At 66.1% G+C, this 26,999-nt stretch carries 26 protein-coding genes, 1 tRNA gene and 3 pseudogenes; 10 read left to right on the forward strand and 20 right to left on the reverse strand.

Features of this window, described 5'->3' with window-relative positions; genetic code table 11:
- Position 1: 1 nt before the first annotated feature.
- From glpX to ACYQR9_RS20360, 5 genes and pseudogenes are all read right to left on the reverse strand, one after another.
- Positions 2-997, reverse strand: coding sequence for a class II fructose-bisphosphatase (glpX, locus tag ACYQR9_RS20340; RefSeq protein WP_056433649.1), 996 nt, complete (start codon positions 995-997; stop codon positions 2-4).
- Positions 998-1,043: 46 nt separating this feature from the next.
- The gene (locus ACYQR9_RS20345) at positions 1,044-2,366 is read right to left on the reverse strand and encodes a homoserine dehydrogenase (RefSeq protein ID WP_461227831.1); all 1,323 of its coding nucleotides are present in this window, start codon (positions 2,364-2,366) and stop codon (positions 1,044-1,046) included.
- Between the two features lie 206 nt (positions 2,367-2,572).
- A complete protein-coding gene (locus ACYQR9_RS20350; protein WP_461227832.1) occupies positions 2,573-3,058 on the reverse strand; it encodes a hypothetical protein in 486 nt (161 codons plus the stop codon).
- A 114-nt stretch (positions 3,059-3,172) separates the two neighbouring features.
- The gene (locus ACYQR9_RS20355; RefSeq protein WP_461227833.1) at positions 3,173-4,621 is read right to left on the reverse strand and encodes an IS1182 family transposase; all 1,449 of its coding nucleotides are present in this window, start codon (positions 4,619-4,621) and stop codon (positions 3,173-3,175) included.
- A gap of 50 nt (positions 4,622-4,671) precedes the next feature.
- Positions 4,672-4,881 (reverse strand): annotated as a pseudogene (locus ACYQR9_RS20360) (ceramidase domain-containing protein); the annotation flags it as partial.
- Between the two features lie 86 nt (positions 4,882-4,967).
- Between ACYQR9_RS20360 and xth the strand changes: the two are divergent.
- From xth to ACYQR9_RS20380, 4 genes are all read left to right on the forward strand, one after another.
- Complete coding sequence (xth, locus tag ACYQR9_RS20365) at positions 4,968-5,762, forward strand: exodeoxyribonuclease III (protein WP_461227834.1); 795 nt, start codon at positions 4,968-4,970, stop codon at positions 5,760-5,762.
- 174 nt (positions 5,763-5,936) lie between these two features.
- Positions 5,937-7,184 carry a BtaA family protein gene (locus ACYQR9_RS20370; RefSeq protein ID WP_461227835.1) on the forward strand — a complete coding sequence of 416 codons (1,248 nt, stop codon included), beginning with the start codon at positions 5,937-5,939 and terminating at the stop codon, positions 7,182-7,184.
- Entirely contained in the window at positions 7,181-7,837 is a 657-nt protein-coding gene (locus ACYQR9_RS20375; protein WP_461227836.1) for a class I SAM-dependent methyltransferase, read from the forward strand. Before ACYQR9_RS20370 ends, ACYQR9_RS20375 begins: the two co-directional genes overlap by 4 nt.
- A gap of 67 nt (positions 7,838-7,904) precedes the next feature.
- The gene (locus ACYQR9_RS20380) at positions 7,905-8,528 is read left to right on the forward strand and encodes a glutathione S-transferase family protein (RefSeq protein ID WP_461227837.1); all 624 of its coding nucleotides are present in this window, start codon (positions 7,905-7,907) and stop codon (positions 8,526-8,528) included.
- A gap of 141 nt (positions 8,529-8,669) precedes the next feature.
- Here the strand turns inward: ACYQR9_RS20380 and ACYQR9_RS20385 are convergent, their stop codons facing one another.
- The 8 genes from ACYQR9_RS20385 to ACYQR9_RS20420 all read right to left on the reverse strand — a co-directional run bounded on the left by ACYQR9_RS20385 (position 8,670) and on the right by ACYQR9_RS20420 (position 18,642).
- Complete coding sequence (locus ACYQR9_RS20385; protein WP_056433677.1) at positions 8,670-9,569, reverse strand: tetratricopeptide repeat protein; 900 nt, start codon at positions 9,567-9,569, stop codon at positions 8,670-8,672.
- Positions 9,556-11,286: a dihydroxy-acid dehydratase gene (gene ilvD / locus ACYQR9_RS20390; protein WP_056433680.1), complete on the reverse strand. Its 1,731-nt coding sequence runs from the start codon at positions 11,284-11,286 to the stop codon at positions 9,556-9,558. The genes ACYQR9_RS20385 and ilvD overlap by 14 nt, the downstream gene beginning before the upstream one ends.
- Positions 11,287-11,876: 590 nt before the next feature.
- Positions 11,877-12,686 carry an ethanolamine ammonia-lyase subunit EutC gene (gene eutC / locus ACYQR9_RS20395; protein WP_461227838.1) on the reverse strand — a complete coding sequence of 270 codons (810 nt, stop codon included), beginning with the start codon at positions 12,684-12,686 and terminating at the stop codon, positions 11,877-11,879.
- A complete protein-coding gene (locus ACYQR9_RS20400; protein ID WP_461227839.1) occupies positions 12,683-14,083 on the reverse strand; it encodes an ethanolamine ammonia-lyase subunit EutB in 1,401 nt (466 codons plus the stop codon). The genes eutC and ACYQR9_RS20400 overlap by 4 nt, the downstream gene beginning before the upstream one ends.
- A gap of 53 nt (positions 14,084-14,136) precedes the next feature.
- Positions 14,137-14,895 carry a hypothetical protein gene (locus ACYQR9_RS20405; protein ID WP_461227840.1) on the reverse strand — a complete coding sequence of 253 codons (759 nt, stop codon included), beginning with the start codon at positions 14,893-14,895 and terminating at the stop codon, positions 14,137-14,139.
- Between the two features lie 251 nt (positions 14,896-15,146).
- The gene (locus ACYQR9_RS20410) at positions 15,147-16,007 is read right to left on the reverse strand and encodes a transglutaminase-like domain-containing protein (protein WP_056433694.1); all 861 of its coding nucleotides are present in this window, start codon (positions 16,005-16,007) and stop codon (positions 15,147-15,149) included.
- A gap of 194 nt (positions 16,008-16,201) precedes the next feature.
- Positions 16,202-17,962, reverse strand: a complete 1,761-nt coding sequence (poxB, locus tag ACYQR9_RS20415) for a ubiquinone-dependent pyruvate dehydrogenase (RefSeq protein WP_461227841.1) — start codon at positions 17,960-17,962, stop codon at positions 16,202-16,204.
- 80 nt (positions 17,963-18,042) lie between these two features.
- Positions 18,043-18,642 (reverse strand): cysteine hydrolase family protein, encoded by a 600-nt coding sequence (locus tag ACYQR9_RS20420; RefSeq protein WP_461227842.1) that lies wholly within the window; start codon positions 18,640-18,642, stop codon positions 18,043-18,045.
- Positions 18,643-18,925: 283 nt separating this feature from the next.
- On the opposite strand from ACYQR9_RS20420, the gene ACYQR9_RS20425 reads away from it, so the two are divergent.
- A complete protein-coding gene (locus ACYQR9_RS20425; protein WP_311274015.1) occupies positions 18,926-19,222 on the forward strand; it encodes a GCG_CRPN prefix-to-repeats domain-containing protein in 297 nt (98 codons plus the stop codon).
- Between the two features lie 117 nt (positions 19,223-19,339).
- On the opposite strand, the gene ACYQR9_RS20430 is transcribed toward ACYQR9_RS20425, so the two are convergent.
- The gene (locus tag ACYQR9_RS20430) at positions 19,340-19,615 is read right to left on the reverse strand and encodes a hypothetical protein (RefSeq protein ID WP_082470521.1); all 276 of its coding nucleotides are present in this window, start codon (positions 19,613-19,615) and stop codon (positions 19,340-19,342) included.
- A gap of 381 nt (positions 19,616-19,996) precedes the next feature.
- On the opposite strand from ACYQR9_RS20430, the gene ACYQR9_RS20435 reads away from it, so the two are divergent.
- Entirely contained in the window at positions 19,997-20,122 is a 126-nt protein-coding gene (locus ACYQR9_RS20435; RefSeq protein WP_461227843.1) for a hypothetical protein, read from the forward strand.
- 349 nt (positions 20,123-20,471) lie between these two features.
- On the opposite strand, the gene ACYQR9_RS20440 is transcribed toward ACYQR9_RS20435, so the two are convergent.
- A tRNA-Arg gene (locus ACYQR9_RS20440) sits at positions 20,472-20,548 on the reverse strand.
- A 221-nt stretch (positions 20,549-20,769) separates the two neighbouring features.
- On the opposite strand from ACYQR9_RS20440, the gene ACYQR9_RS20445 reads away from it, so the two are divergent.
- Complete coding sequence (locus tag ACYQR9_RS20445; RefSeq protein ID WP_461227844.1) at positions 20,770-22,353, forward strand: integrase arm-type DNA-binding domain-containing protein; 1,584 nt, start codon at positions 20,770-20,772, stop codon at positions 22,351-22,353.
- Here the strand turns inward: ACYQR9_RS20445 and ACYQR9_RS20450 are convergent.
- Entirely contained in the window at positions 22,335-22,556 is a 222-nt protein-coding gene (locus ACYQR9_RS20450) for a hypothetical protein (RefSeq protein ID WP_461227845.1), read from the reverse strand. The genes ACYQR9_RS20445 and ACYQR9_RS20450 overlap by 19 nt on opposite strands.
- 237 nt (positions 22,557-22,793) lie before the next feature.
- Between ACYQR9_RS20450 and ACYQR9_RS20455 the strand changes: the two genes are divergently transcribed.
- Positions 22,794-23,336, forward strand: coding sequence for a metallophosphoesterase family protein (locus tag ACYQR9_RS20455; RefSeq protein ID WP_461229856.1), 543 nt, complete (start codon positions 22,794-22,796; stop codon positions 23,334-23,336).
- 3 nt (positions 23,337-23,339) lie between these two features.
- Here ACYQR9_RS20455 and ACYQR9_RS20460 read toward each other — a convergent pair whose 3' ends face one another.
- The 3 genes from ACYQR9_RS20460 to ACYQR9_RS20470 all read right to left on the reverse strand — a co-directional run bounded on the left by ACYQR9_RS20460 (position 23,340) and on the right by ACYQR9_RS20470 (position 25,436).
- Complete coding sequence (locus ACYQR9_RS20460; RefSeq protein ID WP_461227846.1) at positions 23,340-23,606, reverse strand: hypothetical protein; 267 nt, start codon at positions 23,604-23,606, stop codon at positions 23,340-23,342.
- Positions 23,603-23,983, reverse strand: a complete 381-nt coding sequence (locus ACYQR9_RS20465) for a hypothetical protein (protein WP_461227847.1) — start codon at positions 23,981-23,983, stop codon at positions 23,603-23,605. Before ACYQR9_RS20465 ends, ACYQR9_RS20460 begins: the two co-directional genes overlap by 4 nt.
- Before the next feature lie 101 nt (positions 23,984-24,084).
- A protein-coding gene (locus ACYQR9_RS20470) for an IS3 family transposase (protein ID WP_461227848.1) occupies positions 24,085-25,436 on the reverse strand; the annotation gives its coding sequence in 2 pieces (ribosomal slippage) (positions 24,085-25,100 and positions 25,100-25,436; 1,353 coding nt in all).
- A 100-nt stretch (positions 25,437-25,536) separates the two neighbouring features.
- On the opposite strand from ACYQR9_RS20470, the pseudogene ACYQR9_RS20475 reads away from it, so the two are divergent.
- Positions 25,537-25,785 (forward strand): annotated as a pseudogene (locus ACYQR9_RS20475) (transposase); the annotation flags it as partial.
- A gap of 2 nt (positions 25,786-25,787) precedes the next feature.
- Here ACYQR9_RS20475 and ACYQR9_RS20480 read toward each other — a convergent pair.
- Positions 25,788-26,335 (reverse strand): annotated as a pseudogene (locus ACYQR9_RS20480) (IS630 family transposase); the annotation flags it as partial.
- A gap of 266 nt (positions 26,336-26,601) precedes the next feature.
- Here ACYQR9_RS20480 and ACYQR9_RS20485 point away from each other — a divergent pair.
- Positions 26,602-26,835 carry a DUF2171 domain-containing protein gene (locus ACYQR9_RS20485; protein WP_461227849.1) on the forward strand — a complete coding sequence of 78 codons (234 nt, stop codon included), beginning with the start codon at positions 26,602-26,604 and terminating at the stop codon, positions 26,833-26,835.
- Positions 26,836-26,999: the final 164 nt, after the last annotated feature.

A 26,999-nucleotide genomic window follows, 5' to 3' on the forward strand; every position in this document is an offset into this window, starting at 1 on the left:
GTCACGCTTCGAACCGCTCGGGGCGGCGATGCTCGCCGACGATGCGGCGGACGGTGCCGGTGGACGAACGGTAGACCACCGTCTCCGTCACGATCATGCCGGTCTTGAACCGCACGCCCTGCAGGAGCGCCCCGTCGGTGACGCCGGTCGCGGCCACGATCACGTCGCCGCGCGCCATGTCGGCGAGCTCGTATTTGCGGTTCGGATCGCTGATGCCCATCCGGGCCGCGCGCTCGCGCTTGTCGTGGCTGTCGAGGATCAGACGGCCCTGCATATGCCCGCCGATGCAGCGCAGGACACCGGCGGCGATGACGCCCTCGGGTGCCGCGCCGATGCCGAGATAGATGTCGGCTCCGGTCTCGTCCGGGCTCGTCGTGTGGATGATGCCCGCGATGTCGCCGTCCGAGATCAGGCGGATGCCGGCACCGGTCTCGCGCACGGCGGCGACCAGGCCCATATGGCGCGGCCTGTCGAGGATGATGGCGGTGATTTCGGAGGGGGCGCAGCCCTTGTGGCGGGCGAGCGCCGCGATGTTGTCGGCCGGGCTGGCATCGAGATCGACGAGGCCCTGGGGATAGCCGGGGCCGATGGCGATCTTCTGCATGTAGACGTCGGGCGCGGCGAGCAGCGACCCGTGCTCGGCGAGCGCCATCACCGCGATGGCGCCGGGCATGTCCTTGGCGCAGAGGGTCGTCCCCTCCAGCGGATCGACGGCGATGTCCACCTTCGGCCCGGCCCCGGTGCCGAGTTGCTCTCCGATGTAGAGCATCGGCGCTTCGTCGCGCTCACCTTCGCCGATGACCACCGTGCCGTTGATCGGCAGGAGGTTGAGCTCGCGCCGCATGGCGTCGACGGCGGCCTGGTCGGCCTCCTTCTCGCGTCCCTGGCCGCGAAGCCGGGCGGCGGCGATGGCGGCGCGCTCGGTCACGCGCGCCAGTTCGAGGCTCAGCGTGCGGGTGACCGGATGTCCCGTCTGCCCAATCGTTTCGTCCGCCATCCTGGTCCCGTCCCTTGTCGTGTCTGGGCCGCGATGGGCGGCCTTCTTATTCGCGTTCGATCCTGATCAATTGCGGCGCTTCGGCAAGGAGTCCATCCGCCGCGATGGCGTCGAGCGCCGCGCGGATGGTGCCTTCCGTGGCCGCGTAGGTGATCAGCACCAGGGGCACCGGCTGGCCGGAGCGGCCATGCGGGTCCTTGGTGGCGGCGCTCTCCGAGCGCCGCTGCAGGATGCTTTCGATGGAGATGTCACGCTCGGCCATCCGCGTGGCGACACCCGCCGCGACGCCGGGCCGGTCATGCACGGTGAGGCGGATGTAGTAGCCGCCCTCATGCCGCTGCATCGCCACCCGCTCGGACGGCGCGAGGCTCATGGCGGGGCGTCCGAAGGTCGGCCGCGCGACGCCGGCCGCGATGTCGGCGATATCCGCCACCACCGCGGAAGCGGTCGCCTCGCCGCCGGCTCCTGGGCCGATCAGCGTCAGCTCGCCCACCGCATCCGCATCGATGGTCACGGCGTTGGTGACACCCATCACCTGGGCGATGGCGGAGGATTTCGGCACCATGGTCGGGTGGACGCGCTGCTCGATGCCGCCCTCGGCCACCTGCGCGACGCCGAGCAGCTTGATCCGGTAGCCGAGTTCCTCGGCCATGGTGAGATCCAGGGGCTGGATCGCCGAAATGCCCTCCACCGAGACGCCCTCGGCGTCGATCTCCACACCGAAAGCGAGGCTGACGAGAATGGCGAGCTTATGGGCGGTGTCGAACCCCTCGACGTCGAAGGTCGGATCGGCCTCGGCATAGCCAAGAGCCTGCGCATCCTTGAGGCAGGCCTCGAAGGTCAGGCCCTCCCGCTCCATCCGGGTGAGGATGTAGTTGCAGGTGCCGTTCATGATTCCGTAGACACGCGACACGGCATTGCCGGTGAGCCCCTCGCGCAGGGCCTTGATGACGGGGATGCCGCCGGCGACGGAAGCCTCGTAGGCGAGGGTCACGCCCTTGGCCTCGGCGGCTTTCGACAGGGCCGCGCCGTGATGGGCCAGCAGCGCCTTGTTGGCGGTGACCACGTGCTTCCCGGCGGCGATGGCAGCTTCCACCGTCGCCTTGGCCGGGCCTTCCGAGCCGCCGATGAGCTCCACCACGCAATCGACCTCGCCCGAGGAGGCCAAGGCGACGGGATCGTCGAACCAGGTCACGCCGGAGAGATCGAGGCCGCGGTCGCGGGTCTTGTCGCGCGAGGAGACGGCGGTGACGCGCACCGCCCGGCCCGTGGCGGCGGTGATGGCTTCGGCGCGGCGAGCCACCATCCGGACGACGGAAGCGCCGACGGTGCCGAGACCGGCGACGCCGAGGCGGAGGCTCTGTGACATGGACGCGATCCGTATTTGACTTCGCTCGGCCGAGCGCGGGCAACCCGTCGTTCGAGCCTGTGCGTGACACCGCTCCTTCGAACGGCCGGCTCTTCTGCAACGAATCCCTGTGGGGTGCAAGAAAACCTGTGGGGTGCAAGAAAACCCGTGGCTTCTCGCGACGCGGCGTCGAGCGGGCCGATCGGAGAACGACGGAGCCGCCCTCCTCAGGGCGCGGAACGCCGATCGTTCACCGTCGCCTCGAAGCGCCACGCCGTGGCGATGAGGCCGTACAGGACGGCGGCGTTGAGGCAATGCCAGAGGAAATGGGTGCCGATCGGCAGGCTCGGGCAGAGGGCGGCGTCCAGGGTGCGGAAGGTCAGGGAGAGGGCGAACAGCGCGGCGATGGCGAGGAGCGAGAGGCCGGCGCGGCTCCGTGCCGGGCCGAGGGAGCATGTCTGGGGCATCAGCAAGCCGACGGCGACGCCGACGAGGGTCAGGATGGCGGGGGCGTAGGCGATGGAGCCGTTGCTCAAGCGGTCGACGGATTGGCCCGTGAGCGCGTCGAGGGCCGGTTCCAGCCCGGCAGCGAAGCCGGCAAAGCCGAGGGTCGCCAGGATCGCCGGAACGAGGGTGAGCCCGAGGAGCCGTCGAAGGGCGAGAAAGAAATAGGCGTAGATGAAGAGGGCAATGGGGATGACGTCGGCGAGCATCGCCCAGCGGACGGCGACGGTGTGGAACAGGAACGACCGAGGCTGTGTGAGAACGCAGATCCCTCAGGTTCAAGGCGAATGTCCTGAGAGTGTCGCCGAGCGAAGTGGTGGCCTTCAGGCTCGGATCGCCGCCATCAGCGGACCGACCCCGAACATCTGGATCATCCGCTTCATGTTGTAGGCCAGAACCTGCAGGCTCATCTCTGTTCTGACCCTGGCCAAGGTCCGGGTCAGGAAGTGGGTCGCTCCCATCCAGGCCTTCAGCGTGCCGAATGGGTGCTCGACGGTCTGGCGACGGATCTTCATCGCGTCTGGCATTCGGTCGAGCCGCGCCTGCATTGCGTCGAGGACGCCCTCGTGCACCCAGCGTTTGACACGCCGCGTCTCCGCCGGCGTGCAGCGGGGCTTGAGCGCGCAATCGAGACAGGCCGTCAGGTTGCGGTAGTGGTCCATCTCGTCGCCCTCGGCCCGGCGATCGGACCGGGCCGGCCCCTTGGTCAGGTGCTGGCCGGCGGGACAGGTGTAGTGATCGTTTTCGGCGTCGTAGACGAAGTCCTGTCCCGTGAAGAGGCCACGCTTGGCATGGCCCGAGGTCAGGGTCTTTGGCACGCAGGGCAGCACGCCGGTCCCCTCGCAGGCCAGGACCTGCTCGCCGTTGAGGTAGCCCCGGTCGGCCAGCACCGTAAGCGTGTCGCATCCTGTCGCTGCCTGCGCCAGAAGCCCCATCGGCGCGAGTTGGGTCCGATCATTGCCGATGTTGGTCACCGTATGGGCGACGATCAAGTGATGCTCGGCATCCACGGCCGCCTGGACGTTGTAGCCGACCATGCCGGTGCCTTTGCCGCTGGTCGGCATGGAGCGCGCATCGGGATCGGTCAGCGAGATCTGGCGATCGGGCGCAGCCTCGACCTGCCGGCCTCTCGCCTGGAGAACCTGCATCTGCTCGCGTAAGCCCGCGATCTTCTCCTTGAGCCGCGTCGTGCGCGCCTCGGCGATGTCGCTCGGCTCGCGGTCAGCCCGGTCCAGCGCCGCGAGGTAACGGCCGATGCTCGTCTCGACCTGCGCCATCCGGGCTTCGACCTTGGCGGCGGTGAAGTTCTTGTCGCGGTTGTTGACCGCCTTGAACTTGCTGCCGTCGACCGCGACGACGGCCTTGCTGAACAGGTTCAGCCGCCGGCACAGCACCACGAACTGCGCGCAAGCGGCCTGGATGGCAGAACCGTTGTCCTTGCGGAAGTCGGCCAGCGTCTTGAAGTCGGGCATCAGCCGACCGGTCAGCCAAATCAGCTCGACGTTGCGCTGGCTCTCGCGTTCGAGCCGACGGCTCGACGGGACACGGTTGAGGTAGCCGTAGAGGTAGATCTTGAGCAGCGTCGCCGGGTGATAGGCCGGACGGCCGGTCGCCTCCGGCACCGCGCCTGCAAAGCCGAGTGCCGTCAGATCGAGCTCATCGACGAACACTTCGACGAGGCGAACCGGATTGTCGGCGGTGATATAGTCGTCCAGGCAATCGGGAAGCAGCGTGATCTGCTGACGATCCTCACCTGCGATGAAGCGCTTCATCCCGACCTCCAAGATCGGAATTTACCCTATCAGATCAGCACGTTTTCACACAGCCTGGACCCGATGCCGACGAGGGCGACGAGCCCGGCCAGCGCCGTCGCCGCTCGGTCTCGTCTCGGGCCGGAGCCGGCGAGGCGAAAAGCCAGGAACGCTGCAACGAGGAAGGCGGCGTTGGAGGCGGCGTTCAGCGGCTCGGCCCAGAAGCCCGCATCCCCGCGCTCGCAATAGGCCCGGATCGGTGCGAACCAGCCGTCGGACATCCGGTCTTCCTCGTGTGCGCATACCTTGCCAGCCCGACGCGAAGGCCCGATGACGGGCGGCCCTCTCCGACCGGATCTCAGAGCCCATGCGGATCGCCACCTGGAACGTCAATTCGATCAAGCAGCGGGTCGGCCATCTCGTCGGCTTCCTCGACGAGGCCAAGCCCGACGTGGTCTGCCTGCAGGAGCTGAAATGCCAGGACGAGGGCTTTCCCCGCGCCGAGATCGAGGCGGCGGGCTACGCCGTCGAGACGCTGGGACAGAAGGCCTATAACGGCGTGGCCCTGCTGGTGCGGGCGCCGCTCACCATGAGCGAGATCCGCCGTGGCCTGCCCGGCGACGAGACCGACGAGCAATCCCGCTACATCGAGGCGCTGATCTCGGGAGAGGATGTGGCCCCCGTCCGGGTGGCCTCGATCTACCTGCCCAACGGCAATCCGACGCCGGGACCGAAATACACCTACAAGCTCGGCTTCATGGAGCGGCTGAGGGCGCACGCCCGCGCGCTCCTGGCGGACGAGCAGGCCCTGGTCCTGGCGGGCGATTACAACGTGATTCCCGAGCCCGAGGACGCGGCGGATGCGAGCGCCTGGGTGAACGACGCGCTGTTCCTGCCCGAGACTCGTTCCGCCTTCCGCGCCCTCCTCGCCGAAGGATTCACCGAGGCCCTGCGCGCCTGCGACCCTCGGCCGGGCCTCTACACGTTCTGGGATTACCAGGCCGGCTGCTGGCAGCGGAACCAGGGAATCCGCATCGACCACCTGCTGCTCTCGCCCCAGGCCGCCGACCGTCTGGTCTCGGCTTCCGTGCAGAAGCATCTGCGTGGCCTGGAAAAGCCCTCCGACCACGTGCCGGTGACGATCGAGCTGCGACCGCGCTGATCCGAGGCCCGAGTTCGAGGGCTGAGCTAGCGACGTTCTGGGCGCGACTGCCCCGGGTAAAGGAATGATCTCTCATCGGACCCGTTCGGAGACGATCCTCCGTCACCGGGCGGTCATGCACATGCCGTAACGGCCCTGGAATCGTTCACGCCAACCAGCGACGTGAGACCGTTCATGACGCGCGCAGCACGGGCCATCCGCCGCGAGACGAATCTGGGTCTCACTCAGGCCGTCCATCGCAACCGGGCCTTCTCGAAGGCGGGAGTATCGGAACGCCTGTTCACGGCGGCCTTCAGCGGGTTGGTCTATCCGCAGATCTGGGAAGACCCGGTGGTGGACATGGCGGCGCTCCGGCTGCGGCCGGAGGACCACGTCGTCACCATCGCCTCGGGGGGCTGCAACGCGCTCTCCTACCTCACGGCCAACCCGGCACGGATCAGCGCCGTCGACCTCAACGGCGCCCATGTGGCCCTGGGGAGGCTGAAACTCGCCGCCCTCCGGCACCTGCCCGACCATGCCGCGTACTTCGGCTTCTTCGGCCGCCCCGCCCGGCCCGAGAACGTGGCCGCCTATGACGAGATCATCCGGCCGCATCTCGACGCCACGTCCCGGGCCTATTGGGAGACGCGGCGTCTCGATGGCGGGCGTCGCATCTCGGCCTTCGAGCGAGGCTTCTACCGCTACGGCCTGCTCGGGCGTTTCATCGGCGCGGGCCATTGGCTGGCCCGCCGCTACGGCTGCGATCTCAGTGCCGTTCTGAAGGCGCGGGACCTCGCCGAACAGCGGACGATCTTCGAGAAAGAACTGGCCCCGCTCTTCGAGAAGGCCTTCATCCGCTGGCTCATCCGCCAGCCGGCCTCGCTCTACGGCCTCGGCATCCCGCCCGCGCAATACGTGGCTCTGGCGGGCGATGGCCCCGGCGGGATGGCGGCCGTCTTGCGCCACCGTCTGGAGCGGCTCGCCTGCGGCTTCCCGATCCGATCCAACTACTTCGCCTGGCAGGCCTTCGGCCGGGCCTACGACACCGCGCCCGACGCATCGCTGCCGCCCTATCTCCAGGCCGGGAACCACGCGGCTCTACGCGAGCGCGCCGGCCGCCTCGACTTCCGCCAGCAATCGATGACCGAATTCCTGCGGGAGAGCCCGGCCGCCAGCGTCGATGCCGTCATCCTTCTCGATGCGCAGGATTGGATGACGGATGCCGACCTCACCGACCTGTGGACCCAGATCACCCGCGCGGCTCGGCCTGGCGCCCGCGTGATCTTCCGGACGGCAGCGGACGAGCGTCGGCTGCCCGGCCGGGTCCCGGATTCCATCCTCGGCGCCTGGGACTATGCCGAGGAGGAGAGCCGTCGACTCGGCGAGCAGGACCGGTCGTCGATCTATGGGGCGTTCCACCTCTACCGTCTGGCCTCTTCATGAGCGAGGCGGCGCGGCTGATGGACCGGATGTACCGCTACCAGCGGCACATCTACGATGCGAGCCGGAAGTTCTACCTCCTCGGCCGAGACGGCATGGTCGCGGATCTCCGGCTTCCCGCCGGGGGGAGCGTGCTGGAGATCGGGTGCGGCACCGGGCGCAACCTCGTGCGCATCGCGCGAACCTACCCGGATGCCCGATGCTTTGGCCTCGATGTTTCGACCGAGATGCTGGCGACAGCGGGGCGCGCCACCGCCCGCGCGGGCCTCGCCCACCGCATCCGCCTCGCCCGTGGCGATGCCACGGCCTTCGATCCGGCCGCCCTGTTCGGGGAGGCGGTCTTCGACCGGATCGTGATCTCCTACGCCCTGTCGATGATCCCGCCCTGGCGCGCCGTCCTCGCCGAGGCGGCCGGTCACCTCGCTCCGGACGGTTCTCTGCACATCGTCGATTTCGGGGATCAGGGCGGTCTGCCGCAGCCGGCGAGATGGCTGCTCAACCGATGGCTCGCTGGGTTTCACGTCACCCCGCGACAGGGACTCGCCGACGCCCTCGCCGATGTGGCGCGCCTTTCCCGACGGCGGGCACGCGTGGCGCAGCGTTTCGGCGGCTATGCCGTGCATGGGGTGATCGAACGGGATCCGGGCCCTATCTGAGGTCACCCGAGGCACGGGCCATCGCGGCCCGCCTCACCCTCCCCGATCCAACAGGCCTTCCCTTCGCATGATTCTCTACGGCACGAGCTATTCGCCCTTCGTCCGCAAGATTCTCGTCACCCTCGCCGAGAAGAACATCACGTTCGAGCACGTTCCGGTGTTCTTCCACGCGCCGGACGAGGCGTTCCAGGCCTGCAGCCCTCTCGGTAAGATTCCGGCTTTCGAGGATGACGGCTTTCGGCTGGCCGATTCGTCGGCGATCTCGGCCTATATCGAGGCCAAGTATCCGAGCCCGGTCCTGTGGCCACAGGCGCCGAAGGACCGCGCGCGCGCCGTCTGGTTCGACAAGTTCGGCGATACCGAGTTGTTCGCGGTGCTGATCAAGCCCTTCGCCGAGCGTGTCGTGAAGCCTGTCCTGATGGGTAAGCCCGGCGACGAGGCCGTGGCGGTGAAGGCGGTGACGGACGAGTTCCCGAAACTCTACGATTACCTGGAGAGCCAGATCGACGGCCCGTACCTTGTAGGTGACGCGTTCAGCATCGCCGACATCTCGGTGGCGACGACGTTTCATAACCTGCGTCTCGCCAAGGAGCCGGTCGATGCCGGCCGCTGGCCGAAGCTCGCGTCCTATATCGACGCGACGCTGTCGCGTCCGTCCTTCGTCACGGCGATCGCGGCGCGGACGAAATGAGCCTGCCGGGAGCCGGCTGTCGCTCCCTTCCCGGATCGCCTAGAGCGCTCTCCGCCGAAGTGGATGCCGGTTCGGCGAAAAAGAGCGCGGTAAAACAAAGGCCTAGAGATGTGCCCCGACCCAACGTGGTCGGGTGCAGCTCTAGCGACGGCGCCGGGACGATCCGGTGACCTGCGACTGAGCCTGGAGGGCCTGGGCCTGAGCCTGGGCCTTCTCTTCTTCCGAGGCGGTGGCCCATGCCTTGTCGGACAGGGTGACGATCCAGTCGTCCTTGCGCCCTTGGGCCGATTCCCGGGCCAGCGACAGCCACATCAAGCCACGGGCCCGCTGTGCCGGAACGCCCTGCCCGTTCATCAGAAGGTTGCCCAGCAGGGCCTGGGCCGGAGCATGGCCCTTCTCGGCCGCGAGATTGAACCAGCGCGCGGCCTGACGCGGGTCGGCATCCACGCCGGTCCCCTCGAGGTAGAGGCGCGCGAGATTGTACTGGGCGTTCGGGTCGCCGAAATACGACGCCGCATAATTGAACATGTCGTAGGCCCGCTCCGGGTTCGGGCGCACGTAAGTGCCCTTGATCCCGTCGAGGAAATACGTGCCGAGCGCCGTGAAGGCGCTGGCGACGACGCCTGAATTCTGGGTGTCCGGCCCGTCATCGGTGTTGTCGTCGGCGATGCGCGAGAAGAACTCGAAAGCCTTCAGGTCGTCATGGGGCACGCCGTCGCCCTCGGCATACATCCGGCCGAGCTTCCACAAGGCAAGGGCGTGGCCCTGGCCGGCGGCGTATTCGAGGGCGCGCGCGGCCCCTTCCTTGTCGCCGGCATTGTAGTCACGGACGCCCGAGCGCAGGGCTTCGCGCGCCGTGCGGTAACCGCCCGTGGCAGGCACGGGCGTACGCGCGGCGGGATCCAGCGCCAGCGCCGAGGTGGCGCCGGCGAGGAGCAGCGCGAGGGCCGCTCCCATCCGCCTCACCCGACGTGCGGCGCGACCGGGATCGGCCCCTGCCGGCCGCACGGGCCGGCGAAGGTCAGTCCTAGACATCCGCATAGGTTTGAATCTCCTCGGCGCCCCCGGGATGGGTGACGGCGCCGTCCACTGCGGGACCGACGGTCTGCATGTATTTCCAGAGATAGCCGGAGGTCGCGGTGTTGGTCCGCGGCGTCCATTCCGCCCGCCGCTTGGCGAATTCCTCGTCGGTCACGGCCACGTCGAGCGTGCCCTTGATCGCATCGAGGGTGATCATGTCCCCATCGCGGATTAGGCCGATCGGCCCGCCCACGGCGGCTTCCGGGCCGACATGGCCGACGCAGAAACCGCGCGTCGCGCCGGAGAAGCGTCCGTCGGTGATGAGGGCGACCTTGTCGCCCATGCCCTGGCCGTAGAGCGCGGCGGTGGTCGAGAGCATCTCGCGCATGCCGGGGCCGCCCTTCGGGCCTTCGTAGCGGATGACGAGAACCTCGCCCTCCTTGTAGGTGCGCTTCTGGACTGCCTCGAAACAGGCCTCTTCGCCGTCGAACACGCGGGCCGGGCCGGTGAAGACCTGCTTGTCTTCCGACATGCCGGCGACCTTCACGATGGCGCCCTGCGGTGCGAGGTTGCCGCGCAGGCCGACCACGCCTCCGGTGACGGTGATGGGCGCATTGGCGGGCCGGACCACGTCCTGGTCCGGGTTCCAGGCGACCTTCTCCATGTTCTCGGCGATGGTGCGGCCGGTCACGGTCATGCAGTCGCCGTGGATGAAGCCGTGGTCGAGGAGCGTCTTGATCAGCAGCGGGATGCCGCCGACCTCGAACATGTCCTTGGCAACGTAGCGTCCGCCCGGCTTCAGGTCGGCGATGTAAGGCGTGCGCTTGAAGATCTCGGCGACGTCGAACAGGTCGAACTTGATGCCGCATTCATGCGCGATCGCCGGCAGGTGCAGGGCCGCGTTGGTGGAGCCGCCGGAAGCCGCGACGGCGGCGGCCGCGTTCTCAAGACTCTTGCGGGTGACGATGTCGCGCGGGCGGATGTTCTTGGCGATGAGCTCCATCACCTTCTCGCCCGCGGTCATGCAGAATCTGTCGCGGATTTCGTAAGGGGCCGGGGCGCCGGCCGAATACGGCAGCGCGAGGCCGATGGCCTCGGAGACCGTTGCCATGGTGTTGGCGGTGAACTGCGCGCCGCAAGCCCCGGCCGAGGGACAGGCGACCTGCTCCAGCTCGTCGAGATCGTCGAGGCTCATGTCGCCGACGGCGTGCTTGCCCACCGCCTCGAACAGGTCCTGTACCGTGACGGGCTTGCCGCGGAACGAGCCCGGCAGGATCGAGCCGCCATAGATGAAGATCGACGGCACGTTGAGGCGCACCATGGCCATCATCATGCCCGGCAGGGACTTGTCGCAGCCGGCAAGGCCCACGAGGGCGTCATAGGCATGGCCGCGCATGGTCAACTCGACCGAGTCGGCGATGACCTCGCGCGAAGGCAGAGAGGCGCGCATGCCGGCATGGCCCATGGCGATGCCGTCGGTGACCGTGATGGTGCAGAATTCGCGCGGCGTGCCGTTGGCGGCGGAGACGCCCTTCTTCACGGCCTGCGCCTGGCGCATCAGCGAGATGTTGCAAGGCGCCGCTTCGTTCCAGCACGAGGCTACGCCGACCAGCGGCTGGTGAATCTGTTCCTTGGTGAGACCCATCGCGTAGAGATACGACCGGTGCGGAGCCCGCTCGGGACCTTCCGTGACGTGACGGCTCGGAAGCTTCGACTTGTCTGTGGTACGCACGTCCATCGTCTCTCTCGGCCCCGTCTCAGCCGCTACAGGTGAAGCCCGGCTGTCGTTTCTCAACGCGATGACAGGCGACGCCGGCGAAGCGTCGTTCGACACCGTGAAGCGCAGTCTCGGAATTCAGCGGTAAAGCGTTGGGGAAACTGTCGTTTACCGCGGATGTTGAGGTGGTCCCGGTTTATGGCGGGATCGCGGCGAATGAGGGCGTCTCCCAAGGCGAAGTCGGGATGCTTTCGCGGTGTTGCGACCCCGCCACAGCCACGCTTCTTCCCGGGACCGGGGACAGGCAGCGGTGTCCGGTGAGAACACGGTGACCCGTTCGACCCTCGCGAATAGCTATCGCAGCCGGCGCAGCGTCGAGGCTCGGCTATGCGCGAAGTAAGAGAGTGAGGACAACTGCTCTTTGCCTCACCCCGGCAGGGTATAGGCAAATCGCCATCGGCCGCGCCCACGAGCTGTGCTCAGAATCGCGCTTTAGCGAAAGGTGTATCCACTCGGTCGACTGAAAGCGCGTCCGACTGAGGTGTGCCCATTCCAGTCACAGGGCTCCACACTTCTCGGCTCGACTGCCGTCGACCTCGAACAATGCTCCGTCAGGCGACGGATGCGGTGTCGCTTCCGTCCCCGATCGCCTGCTGACGCGGCGGCGGCTCCAGGTCTGGCCCGCTGCCATCCTTGAGGTTCACGCCGGTGATTCCGCGCACGAACGCCTCGCGCAGAAGCCAGTCGAGTTTGAACGCCGCGAGCTCATGGGAGAGCCCGGCGGGGCGGACGTTCGAGATGCAGTTGCGCTCGGCATCCGAACGACCGACGCGCGGGTCCAGAGTCAGATAGATCCCGAGACTGTCGGGCGAGGACAGGCCCGGCCGCTCGCCGATGAGGACGGCGACGGCGCGAGCCTTCAGCGCCGCGCCGATCCCGTCGCCGAGGGCGACGCGCCCCTGCGTCGCCACTACGATGGGAGCCAGCGTCCACCCGGCCCTGTCGATATGCGGCTTGAAGGCGGCGAGGAAGCCGGCCGCACCCTCGTGCACTGCCCTGGCTGACAGGCCGTCCGCCACGACGATGGCGAGGTCCGCTGGCTCGGTGGGCCGCTCGGCAAGGGCCTTCGCGCTCTCCTCGCCCAGGGTGCGGCCGAGGTCGGGGCGACGCAGATAGGTGGCGCGATCCGGCGCCGCCGAAGCAAGGATGAGGGTGGGATAGCCGCGTGCCTCGATCCCGGAGGCGACCTCTGCGGTATCCATTGGCGTGTGGACGGCATCCCGCGCCTGTGCATGGGCGAGCCCGAAGCGCAGCACCTCGATGGTGGGCATGCCGGTTCCGGCGCGCCCGAGACCGATCCGCGCCGGCGTCAGGCGGCTCAATCTGGCCCAGGGATCTTCGGAGGTGTCCTCGGCGCTCATGCGGCAATCCCCTTCTGGGCGGACAGGCCGGGAGCCGCCGCGATGAGGCGGGCGCTCGGTCCCTCGGGCAGGAGTGCGCCCTCCGCATCGGTCAGGCCGATCTGTTCGAGCCAAGCCTCGAATTCCGGCGCGCGTTTCAGGCCGAGCACCTCGCGCACGTAGAGTGAATCGTGGAACGAGGTGGATTGGTAGTTGAGCATCACGTCGTCGGCACCGGGAATGCCCATGACGAACGTGCAGCCGGCCGCTCCCAGCAAGGTCAGGAGCGTGTCCATGTCGTTCTGGTCGGCTTCGGCATGGTTGGTGTAGCAAACGTCGCAGCCGAGCGGCAGGCCCATGAGCTTGCCGCAGAAATGGTCCTCCAATCCGGCCCGGATGATCTCCCGGCCGTCATAGAGATATTCCGGCCCGATGAAGCCCACCACGGTGTTAACGAGGAGCGGCCGGAACGGACGCGCGACGGCGTAGGCCCGTGCCTCCAGGGTCTGCTGGTCGATGCCGTGATGGGCATTGGCCGAGAGTGCCGAGCCCTGCCCGGTCTCGAAATACATGCAATTGTCGCCCACCGTGCCGCGCTTCAGGGCAAGGGCCGCCTCGTGCGCCTCCTTCAGGATCGGCAGGGTGACGCCAAAACTGGCATTGGCCTTCTGCGTGCCCGCGATCGACTGGAACACGAGATCCACCGGCAGGCCGCGGTTCATCGCCTCCAGCGTGGTGGTGACATGGGTGAGGATGCAGCCCTGCGTGGGGATCGCGAGGCGCTGGATCAGGTCGTCGAAGAGGTGGAGCAAGCCGCTCAGGGTGGAGACGGAATCGGAGGCCGGATTGAGGCCGATCACCGCATCGCCGCAGCCATAGGACAGCCCGTCGACGATGGCGGCGGTGATGCCGGCGGCATCGTCGGTGGGATGGTTGGGCTGGAGACGGACGGAAAGCCGGCCGGGCAGGCCAATCGTGTTGCGGAACTTCGTCACCACCCGGCATTTGCGGGCCACCAGGATTAGGTCCTGATGCCGCATGATCTTCGAGACCGCGGCGGCGATCTCCGGCGTGATGCCGGGCGAGATCCGGGTCAGGGTCTCGGAGGACGCCTTGATCAGGAACTCGCGGAAATCGCCGACGGTGAGATGGGCGATCTCCTTGAAGGCCACTTCATCATGCGTGTCGAGGATGAGGCGGGTGACGTCGTCCTCCTCGTAGGGAATGAGGGGTTTGGCCAGGATCTCCGACAGCGGCACCTCGGACAGGCACCAGCGGGCGGCCATCCCCTCCTCCGCCGATTCCGCCGCGATGCCGGCGAGCCGGTCGCCGGATCTCAGCGGCGTCGCCTTGGCCATCAGCGCGGCGAGATCGGCAAAGATATGGGTCTTGGGGCCGACGATGTGGCGATAGGTCATTTTTTAACGCTCCTGCATCGTCGTCGCGAAAATCGAGCCATACGACCGGGCGGTCATTCTACCTCATGTTGGCGGCTGGGAAGTCCGAGCCGTTGGAAAATCTGCACTTCCACGACCGTGCGCAGAACCAAGCCGATGAACCCTATAGGCAAGAAAACAATCTGAAAAAGGACGATCTGTAGAGATCGATTTTCATCCGAGAGCGGGCCGATTGCGATGGAAACCGAAATGATGACCGCAACCATGATCACGACGAGGGGCAAGCTTGCTCGAAAAGCGATAAAGAAGATGTCCCACGCCCGACCTTCCGTTGCCCGAAACGCGTCTTTGGCGGTGACGTTCAGGCTTGGCACTGCAAGGATCAGTCCCAAGACGACCAAGCGTATCCTAAGCCATAACAAGAGGCCGCCCGCGCCGATAAATATCGATAGCATAAGCGGCAGCGAGTCGGTTTTCTGGGCTTCTCCCCATAGGGATGTGATCAGCTGCCATCCTATCTCATAGACGAGAAAATATTTTGCCCGGATCGCCTGAGCGAGCAAGTTTTCAATGCTTAAGCGTTCAAGGTCCAAGCAATAGCGATAGATTTCTAATAAATAAGGAATGTATATGATTGATAAAGCTAAGTAAAATAGTCCACCCAGCGATATGAAAGGACTGTCAAATGATCTTCCTGCAAAACTGATCAACACAAATTGCGTGATAGCAATCGCGATCATAGCGCCGGTTTCGCGCCGAAGCGAGCGCATTGCCCGAAAAGACATTCGATATGCATCGAATGTCATTCCCTTTGTCTGGAGGATGGCTGGCATCGTGCCTCATTCGATAGTCTATCTTATCCCGAAAGAGGCATATCATAGATCGTAAAGTCTTGCTTAGACTGAAATCTCATACATCGGCCGTCTGGTAGACGGTCTTATCCAAGACGGAGGTGTGGACGAACCACCCCGACATGAGGTCAGGGCACCGAATCGATCGCCTTTGTCGGCCCGACCCATGTGCCGACGACGCGCGTAGGTGCCGAAATCGGGCGACGGGACACGGCATCCCGTCACCCGGACGTTCAGGCCGCTCCCGCATGCGGCGCGGGCAATTCCGTCGAGATTGCGTCGACCGTGCGCTGGGGCGGGCTGCCGAGGCCGTCGGAGCGCGCGATACGGATTTGCTGGTTGACCGGCTGCATGTTGCCGTAGGGCGTCGAGAAGGCGATCTCCGCCGCATCCCGGCCGACGCCGATGCGGACGAGACCGTCGAGATCGGCCTGACGGGTGGCGTCGAACAGCCACCAGCGGCCGTCGAGATAGGCCTCGAACACAGCGTGGAAATCGCTCGGCACGAGCCCGTGGGCGTAGCAGCTCACGAATCGGGCGGGGATGCCCAGGGCTCGGCAGAAGGCCGTCCCGATATGCGCGAAATCGCGGCACACGCCGGCGCGCTTGAGCAGGCTCTCATCGGCGGTCGTCTCGCCGTCGCTGGTGCCGGGCTGGTAGGTGAGATGATCGTGAATCCAGTTGCAGATCGCATTGACGCGCTGGTGCCCCTTGGGCATCGCCCCGAACTCGGCCTGCGCGAAGGGCGTCAGCCGGTCGGACGAGACGAAGCGGCTGGGCAGCAGGAACGGCAGGATGTCGAGGGGAAGCTGCGAGATCGGCGTTTCGTTGATCGTGGCCGGATCGGCCCGATGGACGGTGAGCTCGACCTCGGCGTTGTATTCCAGCGAGAACTGGCCGGCGGGGACGTTCACCCCGAGATATCGGTTTTGCAGATCGGGCGAGATGTAGATTTCCCGCTTCAGGTCGGGCTTGAGAATCAGCGTCTCGCTGAGAATCTCAAGGCTCTTCAGTCGAGCGACCTCGATATTGAAGATAAACGTCGTGTCCGACAGTATGTTATAAGACAGACTGCAGCCGAGCATGTAGCGCATGGAAGCTCCTTCCTCCGTTTCGGAAGACCGTGCAAGGATTACGCCCGCCGCAGCTGCAAGGATCCTGTTGTTAAGGCCGGCTTGCGCTTCCCGGCCCCGCTGCCAAACCAATCTTTTGTCCGAGGATGCGGCCACCGTTGAGCCTGGAGGCCGCATCACGGCTCGGTCTGGATACCTTCGAAGCAATGCTTCAGCTACCGGATGATGTTCGTCTTAGCGAGATCGAGAACCGAATCCCCGCGGCCGCTCATCACCGCACGCAGCACGTAAAGGCTGAAGCCCTTCACCTGCTGTCCGTCGATCTTCGGTGGGATCGAGAGTTCCTGACGGTTGACCACCACGTCGAGTACGGCCGGACCGTCATAGGCGAGCACGTTCCGGATCGCGCCCTCCAGTTCGGCCGGGTCTTCTACCCGCACCGCGTGGAGCCCGACCGCCCGGGCCATCGCGGCGAAATCGGGGTTTTCGAGCGCGACGCCGGTTTCGAGATAGCCTGCGGCCTTCATCTCCATTTCGACGAAGCCGAGGGAGCCGTTGTTGTAGATCACGATCTTCAACGGCAGCTTCTCCTGCCGCAGTGTCAGGAGATCGCCCATCAGCATCGAGAAACCGCCATCGCCCGACAAGGAAACGACCTGCCGGCCGGGAGAGGCCGCCTGTGCGCCGATGCCCTGCGCCATGGCGTTCGCCATGGAGCCATGCACCCACGATCCGAGAAGCCGGCGCTTGCCATTCATCTTCAGGTAGCGCGCCGCCCAGATCGTCGGCGTACCGACATCGGCCGTGAAGATCGTGTCATCCGCCGCCGCTTCGCTCACGAGCTTGGTCAGATATTGCGGATGGATCGGGGCCTTGGCCGATTTCAGGCCGAACCAGCCCTTGGTCGGCGCGCCGGTGGCGAGATCGTCGAGGTCCTCGCGCGCCTTGGCGTAGTGTTTCAGGCTGGCATCGAGCCAGGTGCGGTCGGACTTGACGCCGAGCTTCGGCAGGAGCGCCGTGATCGTATCCCGTACGTCGCCGACGAGACCGAGATCGAGCTTCGTCCGCCGGCCGAGCTGGTTCGACCGTAGATCGACCTGCGCCACCTTGGCATTCGCGGGATAGAATTGCTTGTAGGGAAAGTCGGTGCCCAACATCAGCAGCGTGTCGCAGTCGCGCATCGCCGCATAGCCGGACGAGAACCCGATGAGGCCGGTCATTCCGACATCGTAGGGATTGTCGTATTCCACGAATTCCTTGCCACCGAGGGCATGGACGATGGGGCTCTTGAGAGCTTCAGCGAGCTGCAGCAATTCGGCATGGGCGCCGGCGCATCCCCGGCCGCAGAGCAGTGTGATCTTCGACGAGCCGTAGAGGAGTTCGGCCAGCGCGTTGAGCTCGGCTTCGGCGGGACGGATCGTCGGCTTCGCCGGCAGGAGGCCGGCATTGGGAGCAATGGCGCGGGCCGGCGCATCCTTCAACGCGACGTCGCCGGGAATGATCACCACGGCGACACCACGCTCGCCCACCGCGGCACGGATGGCATTCTCCAGGACGAACGGGAGCTGGGACGGATCGGAGACGAGCTCGCAATAGTGGCTGCACTGGGCGAACAAGGCCTTCGCGTCTGTCTCCTGGAAGTAGCCGGATCCGATCTCTGCCGAGGGGATATGTGCGGCGATGGCCAGGACGGGAGTCCGGGTTCGATGGCAATCGAACAGGCCGTTGATGAGATGGACATGGCCTGGCCCGCAGGAGCCCGCACAGACAGCCAACTCCCCGGTGATCTGACTTTCCGCGCCGGCCGCGAAGGCGCCGACCTCTTCGTGGCGCATATGCACCCAGTCGATGACGCCCCTCGCCCGGATCGACTCGGTCATGGCGTTGAGGCTGTCGCCGACGACACCGTAGATCCGTCGTACCCCCACCTGCTGGAGGGTTTCGACGACGAGATCCGCGACGGTATCGATTTTCATGATTCGCGCTCCTGCTTCAGAACCCGAACGATGCTGCGCCGCACACGTTCCCGAGGTCCATTGAGTGTCACTCACGCGAGTCATTCCGCGATATCGCTGACCCGAGGCGCGATCACGGCGAAGAGATCCCCGAGCGTCGCGAGGCTCGCGGCCTGAAGCGAATTCGCGGGCACCACCTGACCGTCGGGACCGGGCAAGGCGCGGGTCGCGGTGGTGGAAGCCACGACCGTCGGGCTGAATCCCAAGTTGAAAGCGCCGCGCGCCGTGGAGTTGATGCACATATGCGTCATGAAACCGGCGAGCAGAACCGATTTCATACCCGTCGCTTCGAGGTGCTTCTGCAGATCCGTACCGACGAAGGAATTAGGATAGTTCTTGACGATGACCCTCTCGCCGTCTCGTGGCGCGACCTCGTCACTGATCCTGCCGATCGTGGCGGCGATATCGTAGGGCGAGCCGGGTCCGGCATCGTGCTGGATGTGAAAGATCGGGATGCCGGCCTCCCGTGCGCGGTCGAGGAGTTCGCGTGCCGCGCGGATGGCGGGCTCCACCTCTTCCAGGCGCATGATGCCTTCGCGATAGGTGTTCTGCAGATCGATCATCACCAGGGCGGAGGATCGAAGCCGGGCCGGCACCGGGCTCAGGCCGGAAACGTCGCGCAGGGTCTTGAGGTCTGTCATGGCTGGCTTCCGGTCTGCAATCGCAACGGAGAGGTTTGGGGTGAGGAGACCTCATTCGGGGACCGCGTCAATCCCGTCCTTGGCTAGCAGGAACGGTACGCCCTCGCGAAAGCTCCCCGGTCACCCTTTCTCAATCACGAAATCGCGCGCTCAAGGTCCCTCGTACGGTAGGGAGGTGCAGGCGGCGAAAATGTCAGAATTTGTTCAGCGATCGGGTGTCTTGATGCAGCACGCCCCGCGGTGAAGCTTTAATCCCGAGGGGACGCGATCCGGAGTTTGTGTCATGAAGCACGTCAAGACTTATGGCCTCCTTGCCGCCGTCATTGGTGGCCTGACGATGTCTGCCGCCACAACCACCACGGCCGAGGCTGCCGGCGGGTGCGGTTACGGCTATTACCCCTCCGCGTTCGGGTGCAAGGCCACATCCCGCGCGTTCGGCTACTACGCGCCCCGCCCCGTGCCGGTTTATGGCTATGGTTACGGCTATCGCCCGTATTACCGGCCCTATTACCGTCCTTACGCCTATGCTCCTCGGCCCTACGCTTACGCACCCCGCCCCTACGTGCGGTTCGGCTTCTGAGAATGACAAAGGGTGCTCCCGGCCGACCCGGAAGCACCCCCTCGTTCGATGGTAGCGAGGCGGGCGACGAGAGGCCTGGATCGCATGAGACCCAGGCCTGATCCGCCCTCAGTGACGTCAGCGGGTCGGCGCGCTGGTACCTTTGCCCGATGCTCCCGGAGACGACCCCGAACCGGCATCATTGGCGCCCGTGCTGTTCGACGTGCCTGAGCGGCTCTTGTCTCCCGTGGAGGGGCCGCTCCCGGCGGCTCCCGGCGATGAACCGGCTCCCGCATCATTCGGCCCGGTGTTGTTCATCGTGCCGGACTTCGTGGTTCCGGAGCCACCTTCCGCAGCGAGGGCGGGCGATCCGAGGAGCAATGCCCCGGCGAGGGCAAGCGTCAAGGCTTTCATGCGTTTCTCCCTGAGTCTGGCGCGGTGCACGCTGAAGGAAACGCAAAATTCAGCTGTGACGTTCCAGCACAGGCGGCAATGACGATCCGGCAGGCCGAGCCCAGCGTGGAAGGCATCGGGTGAGACGATCTGGATCGATGTCTGTGCCGAGAGTCCTTCGAGGTCTGCTTAGCTTGTCGACTGGCGGAGTTCAGACCGACCCTGACGCCTTCCATCTCGCAACGCAGGCGATTGCCTCATCTCTTTACTCCGCTCTACTATCGCTGTGCCGGCCATGCGGTGATGCGATTTGAGTCGGCGATGAGGCCGCTGATGTTCGTGGACGAGGGTTGGAAGCCGCCGCGAGAACCGGCTTGGGAGCCGCCTTCACGCAAGCCCCCGATGACCAAGGCACAAGAGCGGGCGGTCGTCTGGATCATTGGACTGAATGTGGTGCTACTCTTCGTTGCACCGGTGGGCGGGGCGAGCGTGATCCACGCCCTGATCGCGCTGTTCGGGCAATCATAGCCTCCACGATGAGACGACCAGGATCCCGATCGTTGCTGCCCTGGCGTCACTGTCTACCGTGGTCTTCCGAGGGGCTCGCGGATGTGGTCCGAACTCCTGCCCCGACTGTTTGTGGCGACCTGTCGTGCTAAGTCGCTGATGTTCTTCGGCTCGCAGACAGACAGCCCGGCACACTTTATTACTCGCCCGCCTCGAACTCGGTCATTCAGTCCTGATCGATGCAACAGAACGCCAACGTTGCGGTCACCCTCACACCAGACTGGCTGCACCGCACGGCATGTTTCACGGAATGGCGTTCAAGGCCTGATCTGGCGGAGCTTACTCTGGCCCTCGCGTGATGGCGGAGAGATGGCGACCCCGGTTGGGCTCGAACCAACGACCTGCCGCTTAGAAGGCGGCTGCTCTATCCAGCTGAGCTACGGAGTCGGGACGCCGATCCCCGTCTACCACCACCCTCCCGACCCGTCCATAAGGGACTCTCCCGCAAGGCATTTCGCCTACGGAATGGCCCGGTTTTTCGGGTATTGGGGCAGGCCTTTCGTAACCCTGGCGTCGGATCTCCAAACGCTGTCCACAGCCGGGGGGGCGGGAAATCCATTGCCACTGGCGTGCTACTGGCTAGAGCAGACGCTCACTCCGGAGAGCACATGGCAGCCAAGGCCGCTCTATCCTTCGACGCGACCATCGTGGCCACCCTGATTAGGGAGGCGACCTCCCCGCCACGCGACGTCGCGGACGGGGGATGCCCCGGCCTGACGCTGCGCCTCTCCCCCACGGCCGCCTCATGGCACGTCCGGGCCCGGTACGAGGGCAAGCAGCATCGCGTTCTTCTGGGCGATGCGAAGACCTGGTCCCTCTCCCAGGCCCGGGCCGTCGCCGTCGAGGTCCGCCGGCACATCGATGCCGGCAAGGGCGAGCCCGCCCGGGAGTGGATCGAGCTCAAGCGGGCGGCCGTCGCCCGCGAGGCCAAGCGCCGCCGGGGCCAAGCCGCAGGCGAGGAGATCGCCGTCCCGGATTTCATGCCCCGCACCGCACCACCGGCGACGTGGACGTACGGTGAGGCGCGCGCGGCATGGCGGGAGTGGATGCGGCGTGAGGCGGCCGCCGGGGGCCTGCGGGACGCGACGGTCCGGAATTACGCGGGCGTCGTCGGCGGGCCGTCGATGCGGACCCTGGACAAGCGATTCGTTTCGAGGATCGAGGCACCGGACGTCGCGGCCATCGTCGAGTCCCTCATCGCCGAGGACAAGCGGTCGACTGCTAAGGACGTCGTCCGGGTAGTCCGCCGGTTTTGGGAATGGATGGCCGAGCCCGGCCAGGTCCGGAGGTCGGGCGCGAAGGCCGGGTCGATGCTTACCTTGAAGGCCCCCCGTCTGGGCAGCGTCAAGGCACGCCGCCATTTCCCGCTCCTGCCCGAGGTCGCCCATATGCTTGCGGTCGCGCAGCATGGGGTCCTTTCGGACAGCGTGGGGATGGCAATCGAGCTCCTCATCTACACCGCACAGCGCAGGCTTTCCGTGGTGAAGGCCAGGGTCGACGAGTTCGAGCCATGGGCCGCGCGGGAGGGCTGGGGCCTGTGGTGGCAAGGCCATCGAAAGATCTCGCGGGGCGCGCCCACGGCGGAGGATCCACGCCGCGGGTCGCATGCATTGCCACTCCCTCCGCACGTCTGGTGGCGGGTGCAGGCGTACCTCCGGCGGACCACATCGGACGCCAGCCCCCGGTCGCAGTGGCTTTTCCCGGGGATGCGGCCGCGGCGCGCCGGAGGCATCGTGGAGCACATGAGCGAGGACACGCTCACCCATTCGGTCGCGGCCATGCCCGGGCGTCGCGCCTCTCCCCATGACGTCCGCCGGGCATTCGCGACGGTCTCGCAGAAGGATCACGCGATCCCGGCCGCACAGGTGGGGATGGTCCTCGACCACGCGAACAGCGACCTGCTCCAGGTCGTGGATGGTAATGGAATTACGCGGCGTTACACCGGCGATCAGATGCTCGAACTGAAGGCCCCCGCCCTGCTGGCCTGGTCCGATGCCCTGGTCGTGGCTCGCCGGGCCGTAGAGCTACCGGACAGCGAGACGCTCAAGGCTATGCTCGTCGCGGAGAACCTGCGCCAGCGTGGCGTCACGGATCCCGTTGCCGAAAAGGCCCGGCGCGCGGCCGCCTCGGCGAAGGCATGGGCGGAGGGGCGGACGTCACGCCAGCGCGCGCGTCAGACGGCGGTCACCTGACCCTGCCGGGCCCGGCGTTCGGGTCCGAGCTTGCGGGCGAGATCGGACGGCTTGCCTGCACGTACGAACCCCCGGCTCACCTGTCGGTCCACGGCCGCAAGCTCCTGCAGGGCATCGCCCAGGGCCCGCCGCAGGGCGTCCCGCGCATCGCCGTCGCAGGCCTCCAGGTAAGCGCGTTCCATCTCGTCCACGACCGTCTCCATCGATTCGCTCATGAGAACGAATGAAGAACAAACTTGCGGCCGAGTCGATCCCGAAATGTCGCCCAGGGATTTCTTTACCCTGGCTTACGGTCGCGCTTGCCCTCACCCGGGCGAGCTGCGATCGTCTAGATTCACCCCATCACCGAGGCCTCCCCATGTCGCGAAAATCCATGGCGCACGCCCCCGCCTTTCCCGTCATCTGAGGAGGATCTGAGCGTGCGCGCCGGCCTCCCAAAAATGGAGGCCACGATGGCCACGCTCTTCACCGCCGACACGCACGCTGGGCATGCCAGCATACTTCAGGGTTTGAGGTCCGGGTTCGCTTCGATCCAGGAGCACGACGAGCTCCTGATCGAGGCTTGGAACTCGACAGTGCGCCCCGGGGACACGGTCTACCACCTTGGGGATTTCGCGCTCTCGACGCCCGAATATGCAGCGAAGGTTTTCCGGCGCCTACACGGACGCAAGATCCTCGTCGTCGGGAACCACGACAAGAAGAACCGTCGCTTGCCGTGGGCGGAACAGCACCAGGGCATCCGGGAGATCTCCCACGACGGCCGCCATCTCGTGCTGTGCCATTACCCCATGAGGAGTTGGCCCAGGGCGTTCAAGGGGTCGATCCATCTCTTCGGGCACACGCACGGGCTCTTGCCCGGCACGACGCAGTCCTGCGACGTTGGCGTGGACGTCTGGTCGTACCGGCCCGTGACCCTGGATCAGATTCTGGAAAGGATGGCCGCGTCCGACGTCCAGCCCGAGGAGCGCGTCCTCACCCGGTGACCCCTACGCGAGGACGCGGAGCAGCGCGCGGGCATCCCGTGCGTCCCGCTCCGCGTCCTCCGCGAGGGTCTTGAGGAGGCGGACCACCACCGGCCCTACCCAATCCGGCATCGGCTTCACGCCGTTCACCCAACGGTCGACGGCGCGGGGGTCCATCGTGTCCCGGGGCCCCTCCGGGTGGTGCTCACCGAGGATGCGGGCGAAGGCCCTCTTCCACTGCTCCTCACCCGTGAGCAGGCGGCCGGCGACGGCGAGATCTGCGGGCGTCATAGGGTGATCCCCTCCAGGGCGGTCGCGTCCTCCGCGCTCATCATTTCCGTGCGCACGCCGCGGCACAGCATCGTCACCGTCCTATCGAGGTCGCCCGAATCGTGGAGCAGGCGGGCGTGCCGGTCTATGCCGACCAATACGCGGTCCCGGCCGGATCCGCCGCTCACGTCCGCCTCGTGACGGAGCTCTCCCAGTATCCAGAGATGAACCGGATAGCGCCCGGGACCCGGCGGGACGTCGACGACGAGCCCGATCAGGTCGCCAGTCTCCGCGTCCGTGACCCGTGCGCCCCACCCCGAAACCGACATTCCGAGGGGCGACGAGAGGTAGAGGTCCTCGCGGTGGACGTCCTGGATCGGCGTGACGTTCACGTTCATCGGATGCCACCGCTCGTCCGGCGCGGGTGTCCGTCGTCAGATGATTTGGGACAGTCTGCGGTGTTCAGGAGCGGAGGTTCTGGTCCATCTGGGGTGAGAGGTTAGGCGGCCTGCGCGTGGTGGCGCAAGCGGCGATCCATCAGGGTCTGGCGCTTGATGCGTTCGCGCTCGGCCAGGATCCCTTCGCCGCGTCCAAAGTAGACGTCAGCGGGCGTGAGGTTGCTCAGGCTCTCATGGGCTCGGGCATGGTTGTAGTGTTCGACGAAGTCGGCAACCTGCGTCTCCAGCTCGCCGGGCAAGTAGGCGTGTTCGAGCAGGATGCGGTTCTTGAGCGTCTGATGCCAACGCTCGATCTTGCCCTGCGTTTGAGGATGGCATGGCGCACCGCGGATGTGGGTCATGCCCCGAATGCCGAGCCAGTCAGCCAGGTCGCTGGCGACGTAACTCGGCCCGTTGTCGGAGAGCAGGCGGGGCCGCTGCATCACCCGCGCCTGATCGAGTCCAGCCGCACCCAGCGCCAGGTCGAGCGTGGCGGTGACGTCGCTGGCCTGCATCGTCGTGCACAGCTTCCAGGCGACGATGTAGCGCGAGAAGTCGTCTAATACGGTCGACAAGTAGTACCAGCCCCAGCCAACGACCTTCAGATAGGTGAAGTCCGTCTGCCAAAGCTGGTTGGGAGCGGTGGTCTTATCGTGGAACTCGTCGGCGGCCTTGATGACGATATAGGCCGGGCTGGTGATCAGGTCCTGAGCCTTGAGCAGCCGGTAGACGGTCGCTTCCGAGACGAAGTAGCCCCGCTCGTCGGTGAAGCGTACCGCCAGTTCACGCGGGCTGAGTTCAGGCTGCTCCAAGGCCAGGGCAACGATCTGCTCGCGGATCTCCGCAGGTAGGCGGTTCCAGACCCGGCTCGGCCGCGAGGGATGGTCGCTCAACGCCTCGGGGCCGCCGCGCTGGTAAGCGTCGTACCAGCGGTAAAACGTCGAGCGCGTGATGCCGAGCTTGTCCAGGGTGGCACGCACCGGCAGGTGGGATTGCTCGACGAGTCGGATGATCTCCAGCTTCTCGGGGGCCGGGTACCTCATGCCTCGTCGCCCCCAGCCCCGCTCATGCTTTTTTTAAGCAGACGGTTCTCCAGGACGAGATCAGCTACGACCTCCTTCAGCGCCCCCGTTTCGCGACGTAGATCCCGCACCTCATCCGTGGTGGCCGCACGAGCCGTATCGCCCGACAGGCGCTTCTTGCCAGCCTCCAGGAACTCCTTGGACCAGCCGTAGTACATCGAGGCGGCGATCCCCTCACGTCGGCATAACTCGGCGATGCTGTCCTCGCCACGCAAGCCTTCCAGAACCACGCGGATCTTCTCCTCGGACGAGAACTGCCGACGTGTGGCCCGACGGATGTCCTTGATCACCGCTTCTACCGGCTTCTTGGCCGGTCCGGATGTCTGCTTCATCTTCGCTCCTCAGGGGCTACGATGAACCAGCCATCCTCCGTTCGTGAAGACCCTCAATCTGTCCCACAGGTGCTGACGTCGGACAGAGCAGACCGCAACCCTGGATGCTGAGATCGCCACGCGCGCGAAGGCCGACGATACGGCTCGGCGGCTTATGAGCGTGCCGGGCATCGGCCCGCTGATCGCCACTGCCATCGAGGCCCTGGCCTCGCACGTAGAGACGTTCCGTTCGGGGCGCGACTTCGCCGCCTGGGTCGGGCTGACACCGGTGCAACGCTCGACCGGCGGCAAGGAGCGCCTCGGCCGCACCTCGCGCATGGGCGAGCGGACGCTGCGACGCCTGCTCATCGGCGTCCACACATGCCCATGGGGCACGGCGATCCGGCAGCGCTCGCCGCGCGGAGCACGACCATAGCGGCGTGCCATCTTGGTCGTGGCGGCTGTCTCGTCGAGGAAGACCAGGCGATCCGGATCGAGGTCGGGTTGGCGCTCGAACCAGTCCTCGCGTGCGGCCTTCACATCCGGCCGCTCCTGCTCGGCCGCGTGGACAGCCCCTTTTTACGGGTGATGCGGTGCCGGGCGAAGAAGCGCGACAGGCTGCTCGTGCTTGCCCGGACGCCGCGCTCCAAGAGCCTGTCGCGGAGCTCACGCAAGAAGAATTGAGGATGCTCTTCGTAGGTCTGAAGGATCAGGACGGACTGCGCCTCCAGACGCTGCGAGTTGCGGTAGCCGCCCATCGGCTTGGACGCGATCTGCCCGTCCTGCCGGTAACGCTCGTGCCACCGGATCGCGCTGGCTGCCCCGACACCAAAGCGTTGGGCCGCCTGACGCCGCGATGCGCCCGCTTCAATCGCGGCGACCACACGCTCGCGCAGATCGACCGACAGGGCTGACGGCATGGCAATCCTCCCTCCTAAACCCACGCAGTGAATCACACACAATCCAGACTGCCTAGCCCAAGCGATTCAACTCGCCAGGGTACGGCTCTAGGCGGGCCGGATGGGGCAGAGGGTGAAGCCTTATGGACCCGGTAAGCGTCGCGCTGGCCGGGCTCTCTCGTTCCGGGTCCCGCACATCTCCGATAGGGCGCGCGACGCCCGGCGCCTCCCATGTAGGAACAGCTTGCCCCCGCCCCCTGTTGAAGCCGAAACAGGGAGTTAAATCGATGGTCGACGTTTCCCAGATCAAGGAACACGCGGACGTGGTCGGATCGGATGGCACCCATGTGGGCACCGTCGATCACGTCGATAAGGGCGAGATCAAACTGACGAAGAAGGACCCGGCGGCCGAAGGGCTCCACCACTTCATTCCCGTGGATTTCGTCCAGTCCATTGAGGGCAACACGGTTCGCCTCGACCGCCCTGCGGCGGAGGTCAAGCGAGAGTGGTCGACATCCTGAGCCCTTCTAGCCGCACACCTATGGAGGATTGCTTTGACCTCACGAGATGACGTCGCACCAAGCGAAACCAGAACGCCGCCACCGGCTCACCCCGTGGAAAAGGCCAAGGAGCCGGCCGAACTCGCCGACGCCGGTCCAACGGGGCCACGCTCAGTAGAGCCTTC

The organism is Methylobacterium sp. CM6241 (genome assembly GCF_054817845.1).